Genomic DNA, 15,074 nt, shown 5'->3' on the forward strand with positions numbered 1-15,074 from the left:
GCCGGCATCGAGAAGGCTGCCGCTGACCTGGGCCATCGATTGATCCGGCCGGCCCGTCAGGACGAACCCGCGCCTGCTCTGCCGTTCCCCGGCTGGCTACGCCAACGCATCGAAGCGATCATCTGGACGTTGAAGAACCAGCTCGGCCTCGAACGCCACAATGCCCGCACCACCGACGGCCTTTGGGCGCGGGTCAGCCAACGCGTCCTCGCCCTCAACGCCGTGATCTGGCACAACTGGAACACCGGCGCACCCGTCAAACGATCACTGACCGCCTACGACCATTAACCCAAATTCACATCAGTGATCTAGGGGGTGCGCGTCCTCAGCGGAGTGTGTGGCTCTGTTCCCAGCGGTGGAGCAGGCCGGGTAGTTCGCTCAGCAGGAACCGGTAGAAGTCGCGCATCCGCGCCAGCCGGGTGTGGGCCGGGTCGCCGGAAACGGTGGTGGCGATGCCGGTCTCGGCGGCCTGCAGCATGACGTCCACCATGGTGTTCTGGGTGGAGAACAAGGTGGGCCAGGCGTTGTCGCGTAGCCGGTAGTGCTCCCGGCGGCTGCCGGGCGCGGGCAGGCGTTCGATCAGGCCGGTCGCCAGCAGGGCCTTGACCGCGCCGGACACCGAGCCCGCGCTGGCGCCGAGCCGGTCGGCGATGTCGCCCATGGTGACCGTCTCGGCGTCGGTGAACAGGAAGAACGCCAGAACGCGTGCCGACATGCGCTGCAACCCGCCCTCGGTCAGCACCAGCGCCAGCCGTTCGGCGGCCTGCCGTCGTTCCTGGTCGGTCACCTCGTCACCTCCTGGCATGGATCATAGCCGAACTACCCACTCTTCAGAAATTTCTGAAATTTCGCTATATTGCCGTCATTCGGCCCTTCGCTGGGCCGGTGGTGTGCCGGGAAGTCTGGTCGGCGAGCGTGACAGTCCTTTCGAACAAGGAGCGCCGATGAAGGTCCTCATCCTCACCCACGGCACCCGCGGCGACGTCCAGCCGTACGCCGCACTGGCCCTCGCCCTGAACCGGGCCGGGCACGAGGCCGTCCTGGCGGCCCCCGCCGCCATGGCCGGCCTGGCCGGCCCGCACGGCATCGTCTTCGCGCCCCTGCACGACGGCCCGAACACGCTCATCGACGACCCCGGCATCCGCCAGGCGATCGAGACCAACTACCGCGGCCTGCGCGGCAAGATGGTCGCTCTGCGGGTGATGCGCCGCAGCAAGCCCCTCATGGCCGAGGTCTTCGCCGACATGGCCGACGTGGCGGTGGACGGGGACGGACAGGGCGCCGACCTGGTCGTGCACGCGCCCGGCATGCCGGGTCGGCACATCGCCGAACGGCTCGGCGTGCCCGCGGTGCCCGCCGCGTTGCAGCCCATATGGGTGCCCACCGCCGCCTTCCGCAACCCGATGCTGCCGGTGCCGTTGCCCAAGGTGCTGAACCGGGCGTCCTACCTGCCGATCAAGCTGATGCTGCGCTCCTTCGCCGGCATCGCCGACGACCTGCGCACGCGGCTGGACCTGCCGCGGCGGCGCGGCCGGCACGACATCCTGCGCCGTCCCGACGGTGGCCCGGCAACCGTCCTGCACGCCTTCAGTCGTCACCTGCTGCCCCACGACACACCGGGCGGCCTGGACTATCCGGCATGGGTGCACACCACCGGCTTCTGGCACCTGCCCGCCCCGCCGGACTGGACGCCCTCGCCGGAACTGGCCGCGTTCCTGGCCGACGGGCCGCCGCCGGTGTACATCGGGTTCGGCAGCATGGCAGGCACCGACCCGCTGCGGCTCGGCCGCATCGTCGCCGAGGCCGTCCGGCGGGCCGGGGTGCGTGCCGTGCTGGCCACCGGCTGGGGCGGCATCGAGGCTGCCGACCTGCCCGACGGCGTTCACCTGCTCGATCAGGCGCCGCACGACTGGCTGCTGCCGCGCATGGCCGCGATCGTCCATCACGGCGGCAGCGGCACCACCGCCGCGGCCCTGCTCGCCGGACGACCACAGGTGATCTGCCCGTTCGTCGCCGACCAGCCGTTCTGGGCGGCCCGCGCGCACGCCGCGGGTGTCGCCGTGCCGCCTCAGCCGCAGCGGCGCCTGACCCCGGACGGCCTGGCCGCCGCCATCCGCCTGGCCGCCACCGATACCCGGATGGCGACCACCGCCGCCGACCTCGGGCGGCGCGTACGGGCAGAGAACGGCCTCGATCGTGCTGTCACGATTCTGGAAGATCACACCAAGGACGGGGCAAGGGGACAGTCGCGCCTCTGACTCGAAGGCGTCGTGGCCGCGTGGGCAGTCCGGGCTCGACAGGGATTCGCTACTCTGTGGTACTGTGTAGTGGTACTTGGTACTACAAGGTACCTGGGGCGGCGAAGAGGACCACGATGGACGACCTGACGGAGATGCTGAAGGGCACGCTTGAGGGCTGCGTGCTCGAAATCATCGGCAGCGAGGAGACCTACGGGTACGCCATCACGCGCCGGCTGAACGAACTCGGCTTCGCCGACGTCGTCGAGGGGACGGTTTACACCATTCTGCTGCGGCTGGAGAAGAACGGGCTCGTCCAGGTGACGAAACGACCGTCCGGGATGGGCCCGCCGCGCAAGTTCTACGCGCTCAACGACGCGGGGCGCAGAGAACTCGCGACGTTCTGGGCGAAATGGGAGTACGTCACATCGCGGATCGACAAGCTCAAGGAGGGCGGGAGATGAACATCTGGGAGACCATGACAGGCAGCGATCTCACCAGGGACTGGAAGGCGTTCGAAGTCCGGGCCGGGGCGTTGCCGGCCGACTACCGGGCCGCCTGGGAAGAGATCAAAGGTCACCTCTTTCCGTACGGGGACTTCTCGGGCCGGAACCTGATGCCGATTCTCGACGGTGTTCTGGGGCTGCTGGAGGAGACCGCGGCCGACGGGCAGAGCGTTCACGACGTGCTGGGCGACGACGTCGGTGGCTTCTGCGCGGCGCTGGCCGGCGGAGAAGGGGCCCGGAACTATCGCGACCGATGGCGCGAGCAGTTGAACAGGAACGTCGCAAGGAAACTGGGCCGGCTGGGAGGCTGACGTGGGCATCCAGGACATCATCGAAGGCAAGAAGCAGTGGCGGGCGCACATGGCGCGGGTGAAGGCGCTGCCGCCGGACTATCAGATCGTCTACAAGGAGATGCAGAGGTACCTCTTCAAGGTCGGACCGGTCGACCTGCTCGGCGGGTCCCTGCTCCCAGGGTTGCTCGACTTCTTCGAGGAGGGCGTCGTGGCGGGCAAGGGGGTTCTGGAACTCATCGGCGACGACGTCGCCGCCTTCTGCGACGACCTGGTCAAGGACTCGCGTACCTACGCTGACCTCTACCAGGAGTCCATCGGCAACGGCCCCGGCACGGCCGGGAAGTAACACCCAGCCATCACCGCTCGCCCAGCGCCCGTGCCGCCGGGCGCCACGGAACGGATGACGTCCTCGCCCGTTCCGGTCCTGGTGAACCCGCTCCCGACCTCGCGAGACCACCGGCGACATCGCCCCCAAGCCTGCGTACGGCGCGCTCACCGCGAATTCCCTCTCCGAGGCTGCCCGGCACGGAGAGGTTCTCCTCCATGCCCGAAAGAGGCCGAAAGAGGCCGAAAGACAGAGGCGAGGAAACCATGACCAATGCGAAGTGGACCGGCATGCTGCCGGTCGACGACACGGCGCTGGCCCTGACCGACACCGGCGGCCCCGGCATCCCTGTCGTCTATCTCAACGGCGCCTACGCCGACCAGTCACACTGGCGGCGCGTCATCGCCGACCTCGGCGGTGACTACCGGCACATCACCTACGACGAGCGCGCCCGCGGCAGGTCGAAGCGCTCGGCGGACTACTCGTTCGAGGCGTGCGTCCGTGACCTCGACGAGGTGCTCAAGGCGAGAGGGGTGGACCGGCCGATCCTGGTGGGCTGGTCCTACGGCGGGGTGCTGGGGTGGCACTGGGCCGACCGGCATCCGGACCGCGTCGCCGGCCTGGTCACGGTCGACGCCTTTCCGGTCGGTCTCACCGGCGAGGCCGGCGCGGAGCGGATCCGCAAGCTGTTCCGCCGCATGCGGTTCCTCTTCCCGATCGCCGCCCGGCTGGGCCTGGCCGCGCGGATGAGCGCCGGCCAGCACGCCGAGGTCAACATCGAACTCAACGAGATCGCCGCCGCCGGCGTGCCGGTACTCGAACGCCTGACCTGCCCGGTGCGGTTCGTCCTGGCCACGGGTGACAGCCTCGGGAGCGAGAAGGGGGAGATGGAACAGGGACGGACCGTGCTCGACCCGGTGCTCGCCCGCAACCCGAACGTCAAGATCAGCGCGAAGGTCGCGAGCAACCACAGCAAGATCCTGCGCAACGACTCCCACGCGGTCGCCCAGGCCGTACGCGAGCTCGCCGCCACTACGGCCGGGCGGCCGGCCAAGCCGTGACGTACGCCGTCACGATCGACCGGCCGAGCACGGGCCGGGCCGTTCCCGCGACAGGGGACCACCTGGGCTGCGGTCCCGGAGGACACTTCTGCGTGCTGTTCTGCGTGGCCTGAAGTCACGTCCCCCACTTGGATCGGGCGTACGGGGACAGGCGCCGGGCCTGTCCATCCAGGTCGGGAGTGACCATGACCACCATCAGGAACATCGTGCTCGTGCACGGTGGCTTCGTGGACGGATCCGGCTGGCAGGGCGTCTACGACGAGCTGACCAGGGACGGCTTCCGCGTCCACGTGGTGCAGAATCCGACGTTGTCGCTGGAGGACGACGTCGCGGTGACCCGCCGCGCCCTCGATGCCCTGGACGGGCCCGCCGTACTGGTCGGCCACTCCTACGGCGGCGTCGTCATCAGCGAGGCGGGCACCCACCCCAACGCCGCCGCGCTCGCCTACATCGCCGCGTTCGCGCCCGACAAGGGCGAGTCGGTCAACACGCTGATCGCCGACCCGCCGCCCGGCGCGCCGGTGCCGCCGATCCTGCCGCCCGTGGAGGGGTTCCTGTTCCTCGACCGGGACAAGTTCCACGGCTCGTTCGCCGCGGACCTGCCGGACCGGGCGGCGGCGTTCATGGCCGACTCGCAGGTGCCGTGGGGCGTGGACGCGCTCGGCGGCACGGTCACCGAACCCGCCTGGCGGCACAAGCCCGCCTGGTACCTGGTGGCCACCGAGGACCGCATGATCCCGCCCCCGGCGCAGCGCGCGATGGCCGAACGGTCGGGCGCGACCGTGGTCGAGGTCATCGGCAGCCACGCGGTCTACGTCTCCCAGCCCGCCGCCGTCGCCGACCTGATCCGCCAGGCCGCGGCCTGACCACGCCTCTCACCGGGCCGGCGGCCTGACCACGTGCCTCACCGGGCCCGCGGCCCAGGCCGCCGGCTGACCGGCGGACGGCTCCCAGTGGTGTCCGCCCGGCGATGGGCAAGCCAGGCCGGATTCCTTACGATGAATGATCGTTCGGGGTGAGAGAGGGGGACTCCCATGGTCGCTCCGGCCAGCTTCGCAGAGGTGCTGCGCCGCCACAGGCGGGCCGCCCGGATGACCCTGGAGCAACTCGCCGAGGCCTCCGGGGTCAGCGACCGGACGCTGTCGGACATGGAACGAGGTCGGAGCACAGGGCCCCAGCATCGGACCGTCACCGCACTGGCCGACGCTCTCGATCTCACGGGCGACGACCGCGACCGGTTCCTCGAACTGGCCCGCGAAGGCCGCCTGCGCGACCACTGGACCCGTCCAGCCGGTCCGCGCGATCAACCGAACCGTCCAGCCGGTCCGCGCGATCAGCCGAACCGTCCAGCCGGTCCGCGCGACCACCTGGCCCGCGGCCTGTGCGAGCCGCCCCCGCCGGTCGACGACTTCACCGGCAGGGCCGCCGAGCTGACCTGGACCACCGAACTGGTCCGTCCCCGGCAGGCGCCCGGCGCCGCGGGCGTGGGACTCATCACCGGAGCCGCCGGGCTGGGCAAGACGACGTTCGCCGTTCGCGCCGCGCACGATCTGCGGCCGGACTTCCCCGGCGGCGTGTTGTTCCTCGACCTGTTCGGCATGTCGTCCCGCCCCGTGCCCGCGGCGGAGGCCCTGGCGCTGCTGCTGCGCGCGCTCGGCGTCGTCGAGCAGGAGATCCCCGCCGACGTCGCCGGGCGCGCGTCCCTGTACCGGTCGTTGCTGCGGGAGCGGCGCGTGCTCGTCGTGCTCGACAACGCGGCCTCCGAGGGCCAGGTGCGGCCGTTGCTGCCCGGCGACGGCGTGGGCCGCGTGCTGGTGACCAGCCGCCGGCTGCTCGCCGGGCTGGAGGGCGTACGCAGACTCAGCCTCGGTCCGCTGCCCCTGCTGGAGGGCGCCGAACTGCTGACCGGGATCCTGAAGGGACGCGACGCCTCCGACGACGGTACGGCGATCTCCAGGCTCGTCGAGCTGTGCGGCGGCCTGCCGCTCGCGCTGCGCATCATCGGCAACCGGCTGGTCAGCAGGCCCGGCTGGAAGGCCGCCGAGCTCGTCGCCCGCCTCGGGAACGAGCAAGGACGCCTGGAACAGCTCAGGGCCGGCAACCTGCGGATCGCCAACGCGTTCGCCATGTCGTACGAGCAGCTCACCCCCTCCTCGCGGCAGGTCTTCCGGCGGTTGTCCCTCATCCCCGGACGGGACTTCGACGGCACGCTCGCCGCCGTCGTGGGCGGGGTCGACGTCGAGGACGCCTGGGACGTGCTGGACGAGCTGGTCGATCTCGGCCTGCTCCAGGACAGCGCGGGGAGCCGCTACCGCTTCCACGACCTGGTCCGCCTGTTCGCCGGCGACCGCCTCCGGCAGGAGGACACGCCGGCCGGCCGGGAGGCGGTCACGGAGGCGGTGACGTCGTGGTTGCTGCGGACGGCCACCGCCGCCGGGAGGTGGTTCGAGTCCGCCGGCGGACAGGCCGCCGATGGACAGGTGGCCGGTGGCCCGTCCTCCCCGGAGGAGGCCGACCGCTGGCTGCGCGTGAACGTGGACAACTGGATGGGCGCGTTGCGCGCCGCGGCGGGCACGGGCCGGCACACGGAGGTCCTGGACTGCGCCGAGTCGCTGGACTGGTACTCCGACCGGTGGATGCACGCGCCGCACTGGCACGAGATCTTCACCCTCGGCGCCGAGGCCGCCGCCGCCCTGGGCGACCAGGCCCGGCAGGCCAACCAGCTGAACCTGCTCGCCTGGGTCCATCTGGTCCCACGGGACGACCCGGAGACCGCGCTGCGCTACACAGCCCAGGCGCTGGACCTCGCCGTCCGAGAAGGCGCGCTGAACGAGACGGCCTCGGCCCACCACAACACGGGAGGCGCGCTCCGCCGTCTCGGACGGCTCGGCGAAGCTGTCGAGGCGGAGACGCGGGCGGCGGAGATGTTCAGGGCGGGTGGCGACATCGATTCCTACAGCCAGTGTCTGGGCGCCCTCGGCACCTGCCTGCGCGACGCCGGACGCCACGCCGAGGCGCTGGAGCAGTACCGCGTCCTGTGGGAGCTGCTGAACGACGACCGGTCGGGGATGAGGCCCGGCGTGGTGGCGTTCACCAGGCCCATCGCACTGGCCCGCATCGGCGAATGTCTGGCGCTGCTCGGCCACCGGGCCGAAGCCGTCCTGAAGCTCACCGAGGCGATCGGGCTCATGGAACAGGCCGGGCTGCCGTCCCAGCAGGCCCGTTCCCTGGAGACACTGGCGGCCCTGCTGGCCGAGGAGGACCGGAACGACGAGAGCCGGGCCGCGTACGCGCGGGCCGCGGAGGCGTACGAGGAAGTCGGGGACGCCGAGGCGAGCAGACGTTGCCGCGACCTCACCTGACGGTTCCGCAGGCTCCGGCATCCCGGACGCCACCTGCGGGCCGGCACGCTGGACCGGGCGAAACCCGGGCGTAAGGTCGGTATGTGGTTGCGATCACAGGTGGTCCGCTGATCGGTCGTGAACGGGATCTCGCCAGGATCGCCGACGCCGTCGGCCAAGGCGGCGCGTTCGTCCTGCTGGGCGAGGCGGGGGTGGGCAAGTCCGCGCTGCTGGAGGCCGCCGCGGGGCGGGCGCTGGCCGCCGGTCACCGCGTGCTGCGCGGCTCCGGCTCCCAGTTCGAGGCCGAGGTGAGCTTCGCCGGGCTCCACCAGGTCCTCTACCCGCTCTTCGACGACCTGCCGCGCCTGGGCCCGGCACACGAGAGAGCGCTCAGCGTCGCACTCGGGCTGGGCGAGGGAGCGCCGCCGGGCCGCCTCCTGGTCGCCAACGCGGCCCTGCTGCTCCTGCGCCAGGCCGCCGCCTCCCGGCCGGTGCTGGTGGTGGTCGACGACATCGCCTGGGTGGACCGTGCCAGCGCCATGGTCCTGGGCTTCGTGGCGCGCCGCCTCGCCGGCAGCCGCGCCGGGCTGCTCGCCGCGTCCCGCTCGGGCGAGGAGGGCTTCTTCGAGTACGGCGGGCTGCCCGGCCACGAACTGCGGCCGCTCGCCGACGCGGACGCCGCCGCCCTGCTGAACGCCCGATTCCCCGCGCTCGCCCCACGGGCCTGCCGGCGACTGCTGGCCGACGCCAGGGGCAACCCGCTGGCCCTGCTGGAGCTGCCGGTCGCCCTGGGCGACTCGCCCCCCAGCGTGCTGCCGCAGGTTCTGCCGCTCAGCGGTCGCCTCCAGGCCGTGTTCGCCGCCCGGATCAGGAACCTGCCGGCCGCCTCCTACGACCAGCTTCTGCTGGCCGTACTGGAGGGCGGCGGTGACGTGAGCGTCCTCGACAGAGCGGCGCTGGCTCCCGCCGAACGGATGGGCCTGGTCCGGATCGAGGGAAGACTGCTGTTCCGCCACCCCCTGATCGGCTCGGCGGTGGTGGAGCTGGCCACGGGCGAACAGCGCCGCCACGCGCACCAGACGCTGGCCGTACTGCTGGCCGACCGGCCCGAACGGCGGGCCTGGCACCTGGCGGAAGCGGCCGAGGGACCCGACGAGGAGGTCGCCGCGCTGCTGCAGGCGGCGGCGCACGCCAACCTGCTACGCGGCGACGGCGTACGCGCCATCACCCTGCTGCTGCGCGCGGCCGAGCTGAGCCCGGACGGCATCGGCCGGGCCGGGCGGCTGGGGGAGGCGGCCTACCTCGGCTCGGTCGTGAACGGCGACCTGCGCGACGCGCCGCGCCTGCTGGAACAGGCCCGCCACGCCGACCGGCGGGGCGAGTCGCTGCCCACCGCGGTCGCGGGCACGTACCACCTGCTCAACGGCGACGGGGACGTGGACAGCGCGCACCGCCTGATGACGGGCGCGATCGGGACCCTGGCCGACGCCCGCGACAAGCCGCTCATCGAGGGCCTGTACACCCTGCTCATGGTGTGCTTCTTCGGCGGCCGCGCCGAGTTGTGGCAGTCCTTCCACGTGATGATCGACCGGCTGAAGCCACGCCCTCCCGAACTGCTGGATCTCCTGGGCAGGACCTTCTCCGACCCGGCGCGCCTGGCCCCGCCGGCGCTCGACCGCCTGGACGCCGTCGTCTCCGGGCTGGAACGGGAGATCATCCCGGCGCGCATCTCCCGCGTCGGCATCGCCTGCGCCTACGTCGACCGGCTCGGGCAGTGCCGCGAGGCGCTGTGGCGGGTCGTCCAGCACGGCCGGGACGGCGGGGCCGTCACCTCGGCGATCGAGGCGCTGTTCCTGCTCGGCAACGACGCCTTCCTGACGGGCGAGTGGGACGAGCTCCGGCAGGTCGTGGACGAGGGCCTCGCGCTGTGCGACCGGCACGGCTACCGGCTGCTGGCCTGGCCGGGGATCTACCTGAAGGGCATGCTGGCCGCCGCCCGCGGCGACGACGACGCCGCCACGGCGCTGGCCGACCGGATGACACGATGGGCGGGCCCGCGCCGGGCCCGCGCGATCCAGTACTACGCCTGGCAGGTCGGCGCGCTGGCGGCGCTGGGCAGGGGCGACCACGAGGAGGCCCACCGGCAGGCGTCCGCAGTCAGCCCGGCGGGCGAGCTGGCGCCGTACGTCCCCCATGCGCTGTGGACCATCACCGACCTGGTCGAGGCCGCCTGGCGCAGCGGCCGCCACGCCGCGGTGGCCGCCCACGCCGCCGCCGTACGTCCGCTGGCCGGGGTCTCACCGCGGCTCGCCATGGTCGCCGGCGCCACCGCGGCCCTGGCGTCCGGCGACAACCGGCTGTTCGAGGCGGCCGTGGCCACGCCGGGCGCGGAACGCTGGCCGTTCGAACGGGCCCGCCTGCAACTCATGTACGGCGAACGGCTGCGCCGCACCCGGACCGGCGGCGACGCCCGCGTCCACCTGGTGGCGGCGCTCGGCACCTTCCGCGGCCTCGACGCCCGGCCCTGGCTGGCACGGGCGAGCGCCGAACTCCGCGCCACCGGCCGCCCCGCCGGGCCTGGCTCGGCCGAGCTGACCCCCCAGCAGTGGGAGATCGCCGCGCTCGCCGCCACGGGACTGACCAACAAGCAGATCGGCGAGCGGCTGCTCCTGTCGCCGCGTACCGTCTCCAACCACCTGTACCAGGTCTTCCCGAAGCTCGGCGTCACCTCCCGGGCGGCGCTGCGCGACGCGCTGGACAGGAATCCGAGTCAGATGACTCAAGAGAGCCCTCCGCCCTGACACCTAGCGTGCTTGGCATGACCACACCTCCCGTCGTCCTGGCCCACGGCGCGCCCGGCCGGGTGGGGCGCGGTGGCGGGCGTGATCCTCAGGCGGCCGCGCGTTGACCAGTTTCGCGGAGCTGTTGCGCGGCCACCGGCACGCGGCCCGGCTGACCCTCGAACAGCTCGCGGCGGTCTCCGGGGTCAGCGCCCGTACCCTGTCCGACATGGAGCGCGGGCGCAGCACCGGACCCCAGCACCGTACGGTCGCCGCCCTGGCCGACGCGCTCGCACTCGACGGCCACGCCCGCACGCGGCTCGGCGAACTGGCCAGGGAAGGCCGCCTGCGCGACCACGGCACCCGCTCGAATGCCCTGTGCGAGCTGCCCCGGTCCGTCGGCGACTTCACCGGCCGCACCGCCGAGCTGGCCTGGACCAGCCGCGTCGTCCAGGCGGGGGCGAGCCTCATCACCGGCCCGGCGGGGCTGGGCAAGACCACGCTCGCCGTACGCGCCGCGCACGTCCTGCGGCCCGGCTTTCCCGACGGCGTGTACTTCCTGGACCTGCACGGCATGTCCGCCCGGCCCGTCGGCGCCGGTGACGCCCTGGCACGGCTGCTCCGCGCGTTCCGCGGCGCCGACCGCTCCCCGCCACGGGACGTCGCCGCGCGCGCCTCGCGGTACCGGTCGCTGCTGCGGGAGCGGCGGGTGCTGGTCGTGCTGGACAACGCCGGGTCGGAGGAGCAGTTACGCCCCCTGCTCACGGACGGGGGACCCAGCAGGGTGCTGGCCACCAGCCGGCGGTTGCTGGCCGGGCTGGACGGCCTCCACAGGTTGAGGCTCGGCCCCCTGCCGCCGGCGGAAGCCGTGCTGCTGCTGACCGGGATCCTGGGCGGGCGCGGCCCCTCGGAGAGCGGACCGGCGATCGCGGAGCTCGCCAGGTTGTGCGGCGGCCTGCCACTGGCCCTGCGCATCGCCGGGAACCGGCTGGTCAGCAGGCCGGGGTGGACCGCCGCCGACCTCGTCGCCCGGCTGTCCGGCGAGGAGCGCCGCCTCGACCAGCTCAGGGCCGGCGACCTCAGGATCGCCAACGCCTTCGGCGTCTCCTACGAGCAACTGGGGGAGGCGGGACGGCGGGTCTTCCGGAGACTGTCGTCGGTCCCCGGCAAGGATTTCGACGCCTCCGTCGCCGCCGTCGTCGGCGACACGTCGATGGAGGAGGCATGGCGGGTGCTCGACGAGCTCGTCGATCTGGGATTGCTCCAGGAGGGGCCGTCAGGGCGTTACCACTTCCACGACCTGGTCCGGCTCTTCGCCCGGGACCGGCTCCGGGACGAGTCCGCCGCCGGACCGGAGCCCTGATCCGGTGACGAGGGCGTCGCCGAGTTCCGAGCGCAGATAGAGGACCGAACGGCCGTGGCGGGCGCCGGCGAGGAGGCCGGCGGCGCGGAGCGTACGGAGGTGCTGGTTGACGGCCGAGGGGGTGACGCCCAGGCGGCCGGAGAGCTCGGTCGTCGAGGCGGGGGTCTCCAGCATGGTGAGCAGGCCCGCCCGGGTGGCCCCCAGAAGGTCGGTGAGCACCCCGGGGGAGCGGCGGGGCTCCGCCTGCCAGAGCGTGCCGGCGCCGCGGGTGCCATACATGATCAAAGGGGGCTCGGACGGTGAGATGGGGACGGTCGCGGCCCGGCTGAAGAGGGTCGGGACCAGGGTGAGGCCCTCGCCGCTGGTGGCGCGCCGGTAGCGGGCGTCGCTGATCAGCCGCATGCGTACGACGCCGTCCTTCAGCTGGACGCGATCGCTGAGGTCGCCGAACATCGCGGCCAGCCCGTGGGCCGAGATGACCTGGCCGCGATGGACCACGTCGGCTTGCAGGACCGCGCGCATCCTCGGCCACCAGGGCGCGAAGCAGGTGCGCCAGTACTCCCGCAGGGCGTCCAGGATGCGGGCCGAGGGGTCGCCGCGCAGCGGCTCGGGGAGCCGGGGGTGGACGGCGCGCAGGTCGTCGAGCATGCGGTCCACGGGTACGCGGGCGACCGCGGCGAGTTCGTCGTCGATGCGGGTGAGCGGGGCGTGGGGGCGGGGGTTCAGGAAGTCCGGCGTCCACATGTCATCGTTGGTGAGCGCCAGCAGCAGGGGCACGTCCAGCGCGGACCGGGCCCGCTCCGTACGGCGCAGCCAGGGCAGGTGCACGGGATAGCGCCCGGGGTCGCGGAACGTGCGCAACGACAACGTGAGCTCGTTGAGCGGTGAGATGGCGAAGCGGACGTCGGCCACGTCCATCCCCGCGAGCTCGTACTCGATCAGCCCCGGCATGAAGCCATACGCTACATCAATTGGCCCCAAAGACCCCGTCGCGGGATAAAGGCCCCGTGATCCAGACCTTCCTCCCGACGGACCGCGTCGCCCGCTCACTGACCGTCAGCACGATGGCGTTCGCGCTCTCCAGCGGCGTCTTCTACGCCGTCAGCACGCTGTACTTCACGCTCGTCGTCGGGCTCGGCACGACGACGGTGGGTCTCGGACTGGGCATCGCGGGCGGCACCGGGGTGCTGGCCTCGTACGCGGGAGGGTGGCTGGCCGACCGGGTCGGCGCGCACCACGTCCAGACGGTGGCGACCGGGCTCAACGGGGTCGCGCTGCTGGCGTACTCGTTCGTCTCCGACGCCGTCGCGTTCACGCTGATCGCCTGCCTGGCCGTGATCATGCGTTCGGCGGGCTCCGCGTCGAAGCAGGCGATGCTGGCGCGCTGGTACACCGGTCCGGAGCGGGTCGAGGTCCGGGCCCGGATGCGCGTGGTCACGAACGTCTTCATCGGCCTCGGCACGCTGGCCGCCGCGGCGGCGCTGCTGATCGGCACCGCGCAGGCGTACCGGGTGGCGGTGGTCGTCGCCGGGGTCCTGCTGCTGGCGGCCACCGTGCCGCTGGCCGGGCTCGGGCGCCGGGTGCCGGAGCTCGCCGCCAGGATGACCGCCGCCAGGACGGCCGCCGCCGGGGAGGGCGCCGCGTCCGCCGGGCCGTCGCCGCTGCGGGACCGTAGGTACCTCGCGAGCGTGGCGTGCAACGCCGTGGTGGCCACGCAGTTCGGGCTGCTGACCGTCGGCATGCCGCTCTGGGTGGCCACCACCGGCGCGCCCACCGCGATCATCTCCGCGCTCCTCGTCCTCAACACCGTGCTCGTGGCCGCGCTCCAGGTGCGCGCCTCGCGCGGCACCGGCGACGTACGCGCGGCCGGCCGTACGGTCAGGCGCGCGTCGTGGCTGCTCGCGACGGCATGCGGCCTGTACGCCCTGGCCGGCTACGGAAGCGTGATCGTCGCCTGCGTCCTGTTCGTCCTGGCCGCGTCGGCCCACACCATGGGGGAGATCCTGGGCGAGGCGGGCGGCTGGGGCATGGCCTTCGAGCTGGCCGACCAGCGCAGCGCCGGCGCCTACCAGGGCCTCAGCCAGGCCGGTTACGCGATCGCCTCCATGCTCTCCCCGATCCTCGCCACCACCGCCGTCGAACACGGCACCCCGGGCTGGGCGGGCCTGGCCGCCCTCTTCGTCCTGGCCGGGACGGGCGCCGCCGCGGTGACCCGCCGCGCGGCCACACTGGTCCCCGCCGGCCGGTGAGGGGTCAGCGCCGTGCCGCCACCGCGGCCGTTTCCCTCGTCGCCTGCGCCGACAGGTGGAGGCAGGTGGAGATCAGCCTGATCAGGTCCGTCGCGTTGCCGACCTCGCGTACCAGGCCCTGGCCGCCGGCGCGCCGCGCCTCGGGCACGTACATGGCGTAGTCGCAGGCCAGCGGTGTGGTGAAGTCGATCTCGACGTGCAGGGTGTCCTCGACCGGCGGGCACTCCAGCCTGGCGTGGCCCGAGACGGCGTCGCGGGCGGCGGCCCTGATGCGTTCGGTCGCCACGGAGGGATGCAGGGAGGTCGCCGCGTGAAAGCCCACCGCCCGCTTGACCGGTACGGTCACCACTCCGGGCAGCGTCTTCGCGGCGGCGGCGCACACCAGGTCGTCTCCCGTGACCAGGCCCACCGGTACGCCGAGCGACGCGGCGTAGAGCGCGTTGACCTCCAACTCGCCGACCGGCCTGCCGTTCACGCGGATCTGGCGGAAGGTGCCGGAGAAACTGTGTGCCAGTACGCCCTGCTCGCCCGCCGCCGCGTGGTAGCCGACGAACAGCGCGACCGCGTCCCCCTCGGCGATGCCCTGCATCATGGCCAGCGGCTTGGGGGAGCCGGTCACCACCTGGGCCCGCGGGTCCAGCCCGGCGTGCAGAAGGTTGTCCATGGTGCCGTGACTGTCGTTGACCACGACCTCCTCGGCGCCCGCGTCGAAGGCGCCCCGTACGGCGGCGTCGGCCTCGGCGGTCATCAGCTCCTGGGCCCGCGGGTAGCCGGTGCCGCCGCGCACGGCCTGGTCGAGGGTCGCGACGCCCGCGACACCCTCCATGTCGATCGAAACGAATACTCGCATACCCGCCACCGTAGTGACCGGCCACCCGCCGAGGGCCGAGCCGCCTGTCGCCGGGGCCCGCGGGGTGTT

13 protein-coding genes and 1 pseudogene are annotated in these 15,074 nt (G+C 72.7%); 11 read left to right on the forward strand and 3 right to left on the reverse strand.

All coding sequences use genetic code 11. The features are described 5' to 3' along the window. Window positions 1-288, forward strand: a pseudogene (locus IEZ27_RS18400) (IS982 family transposase); the annotation flags it as partial. A gap of 37 nt (window positions 289-325) precedes the next feature. Here the strand turns inward: IEZ27_RS18400 and IEZ27_RS18405 are convergent. Next, window positions 326-805, reverse strand: coding sequence for a GbsR/MarR family transcriptional regulator (locus IEZ27_RS18405; RefSeq protein ID WP_229824101.1), 480 nt, complete (start codon window positions 803-805; stop codon window positions 326-328). A gap of 139 nt (window positions 806-944) precedes the next feature. On the opposite strand from IEZ27_RS18405, the gene IEZ27_RS18410 reads away from it, so the two are divergent. From IEZ27_RS18410 to IEZ27_RS18450, 9 genes are all read left to right on the forward strand, one after another. Next, complete coding sequence (locus IEZ27_RS18410; RefSeq protein ID WP_189648357.1) at window positions 945-2,258, forward strand: glycosyltransferase; 1,314 nt, start codon at window positions 945-947, stop codon at window positions 2,256-2,258. Window positions 2,259-2,374: 116 nt separating this feature from the next. Then, the gene (locus tag IEZ27_RS18415) at window positions 2,375-2,701 is read left to right on the forward strand and encodes a PadR family transcriptional regulator (protein ID WP_189648358.1); all 327 of its coding nucleotides are present in this window, start codon (window positions 2,375-2,377) and stop codon (window positions 2,699-2,701) included. Then, window positions 2,698-3,054 (forward strand): DUF1048 domain-containing protein, encoded by a 357-nt coding sequence (locus IEZ27_RS18420; RefSeq protein WP_189648359.1) that lies wholly within the window; start codon window positions 2,698-2,700, stop codon window positions 3,052-3,054. The genes IEZ27_RS18415 and IEZ27_RS18420 overlap by 4 nt, the downstream gene beginning before the upstream one ends. Before the next feature lies 1 nt (window position 3,055). Continuing rightward, window positions 3,056-3,382: a DUF1048 domain-containing protein gene (locus IEZ27_RS18425; protein ID WP_189648360.1), complete on the forward strand. Its 327-nt coding sequence runs from the start codon at window positions 3,056-3,058 to the stop codon at window positions 3,380-3,382. Window positions 3,383-3,627: 245 nt separating this feature from the next. Beyond that, the gene (locus IEZ27_RS18430; protein ID WP_229824102.1) at window positions 3,628-4,422 is read left to right on the forward strand and encodes an alpha/beta fold hydrolase; all 795 of its coding nucleotides are present in this window, start codon (window positions 3,628-3,630) and stop codon (window positions 4,420-4,422) included. Window positions 4,423-4,607: 185 nt separating this feature from the next. Next, window positions 4,608-5,288 (forward strand): alpha/beta fold hydrolase, encoded by a 681-nt coding sequence (locus IEZ27_RS18435; RefSeq protein ID WP_189648361.1) that lies wholly within the window; start codon window positions 4,608-4,610, stop codon window positions 5,286-5,288. A gap of 168 nt (window positions 5,289-5,456) precedes the next feature. Next, on the forward strand, window positions 5,457-7,784 hold the full coding sequence (locus tag IEZ27_RS18440) for an ATP-binding protein (protein ID WP_189648362.1): 2,328 nt from the start codon (window positions 5,457-5,459) through the stop codon (window positions 7,782-7,784). 83 nt (window positions 7,785-7,867) lie between these two features. Continuing rightward, window positions 7,868-10,564 (forward strand): AAA family ATPase, encoded by a 2,697-nt coding sequence (locus IEZ27_RS18445; protein ID WP_229824103.1) that lies wholly within the window; start codon window positions 7,868-7,870, stop codon window positions 10,562-10,564. Window positions 10,565-10,667: 103 nt separating this feature from the next. Further along, window positions 10,668-11,906: a helix-turn-helix domain-containing protein gene (locus IEZ27_RS18450; RefSeq protein ID WP_189648363.1), complete on the forward strand. Its 1,239-nt coding sequence runs from the start codon at window positions 10,668-10,670 to the stop codon at window positions 11,904-11,906. On the opposite strand, the gene IEZ27_RS18455 is transcribed toward IEZ27_RS18450, so the two are convergent. Next, complete coding sequence (locus IEZ27_RS18455) at window positions 11,820-12,857, reverse strand: ArsR/SmtB family transcription factor (RefSeq protein ID WP_229824104.1); 1,038 nt, start codon at window positions 12,855-12,857, stop codon at window positions 11,820-11,822. The two genes, IEZ27_RS18450 and IEZ27_RS18455, sit on opposite strands and share 87 nt — an antisense overlap. Window positions 12,858-12,913: 56 nt before the next feature. On the opposite strand from IEZ27_RS18455, the gene IEZ27_RS18460 reads away from it, so the two are divergent. Then, the gene (locus IEZ27_RS18460) at window positions 12,914-14,155 is read left to right on the forward strand and encodes an MFS transporter (protein ID WP_229824105.1); all 1,242 of its coding nucleotides are present in this window, start codon (window positions 12,914-12,916) and stop codon (window positions 14,153-14,155) included. A gap of 4 nt (window positions 14,156-14,159) precedes the next feature. On the opposite strand, the gene IEZ27_RS18465 is transcribed toward IEZ27_RS18460, so the two are convergent. Further along, entirely contained in the window at window positions 14,160-15,005 is an 846-nt protein-coding gene (locus IEZ27_RS18465; RefSeq protein ID WP_189648364.1) for a M55 family metallopeptidase, read from the reverse strand. Between the last annotated feature and the right edge of the window lie 69 nt (window positions 15,006-15,074).

Origin of the sequence: Nonomuraea spiralis, assembly GCF_014648435.1 — a bacterium.
GTDB lineage: Bacteria > Actinomycetota > Actinomycetes > Streptosporangiales > Streptosporangiaceae > Nonomuraea > Nonomuraea spiralis.

Coding starts and splice junctions, on each gene's coding strand:
- IEZ27_RS18465 (WP_189648364.1), bottom strand. CDS start 15,005: ATGCGAGTATTCGTTTCGATCGACATGGAGGGTGTCGCGGGCGTCGCG.
- IEZ27_RS18405 (WP_229824101.1), bottom strand. CDS start 805: ATGCCAGGAGGTGACGAGGTGACCGACCAGGAACGACGGCAGGCCGCC.
- IEZ27_RS18420 (WP_189648359.1), top strand. CDS start 2,698: ATGAACATCTGGGAGACCATGACAGGCAGCGATCTCACCAGGGACTGG.
- IEZ27_RS18415 (WP_189648358.1), top strand. CDS start 2,375: ATGGACGACCTGACGGAGATGCTGAAGGGCACGCTTGAGGGCTGCGTG.
- IEZ27_RS18455 (WP_229824104.1), bottom strand. CDS start 12,857: ATGCCGGGGCTGATCGAGTACGAGCTCGCGGGGATGGACGTGGCCGAC.
- IEZ27_RS18410 (WP_189648357.1), top strand. CDS start 945: ATGAAGGTCCTCATCCTCACCCACGGCACCCGCGGCGACGTCCAGCCG.
- IEZ27_RS18440 (WP_189648362.1), top strand. CDS start 5,457: ATGGTCGCTCCGGCCAGCTTCGCAGAGGTGCTGCGCCGCCACAGGCGG.
- IEZ27_RS18430 (WP_229824102.1), top strand. CDS start 3,628: ATGACCAATGCGAAGTGGACCGGCATGCTGCCGGTCGACGACACGGCG.
- IEZ27_RS18435 (WP_189648361.1), top strand. CDS start 4,608: ATGACCACCATCAGGAACATCGTGCTCGTGCACGGTGGCTTCGTGGAC.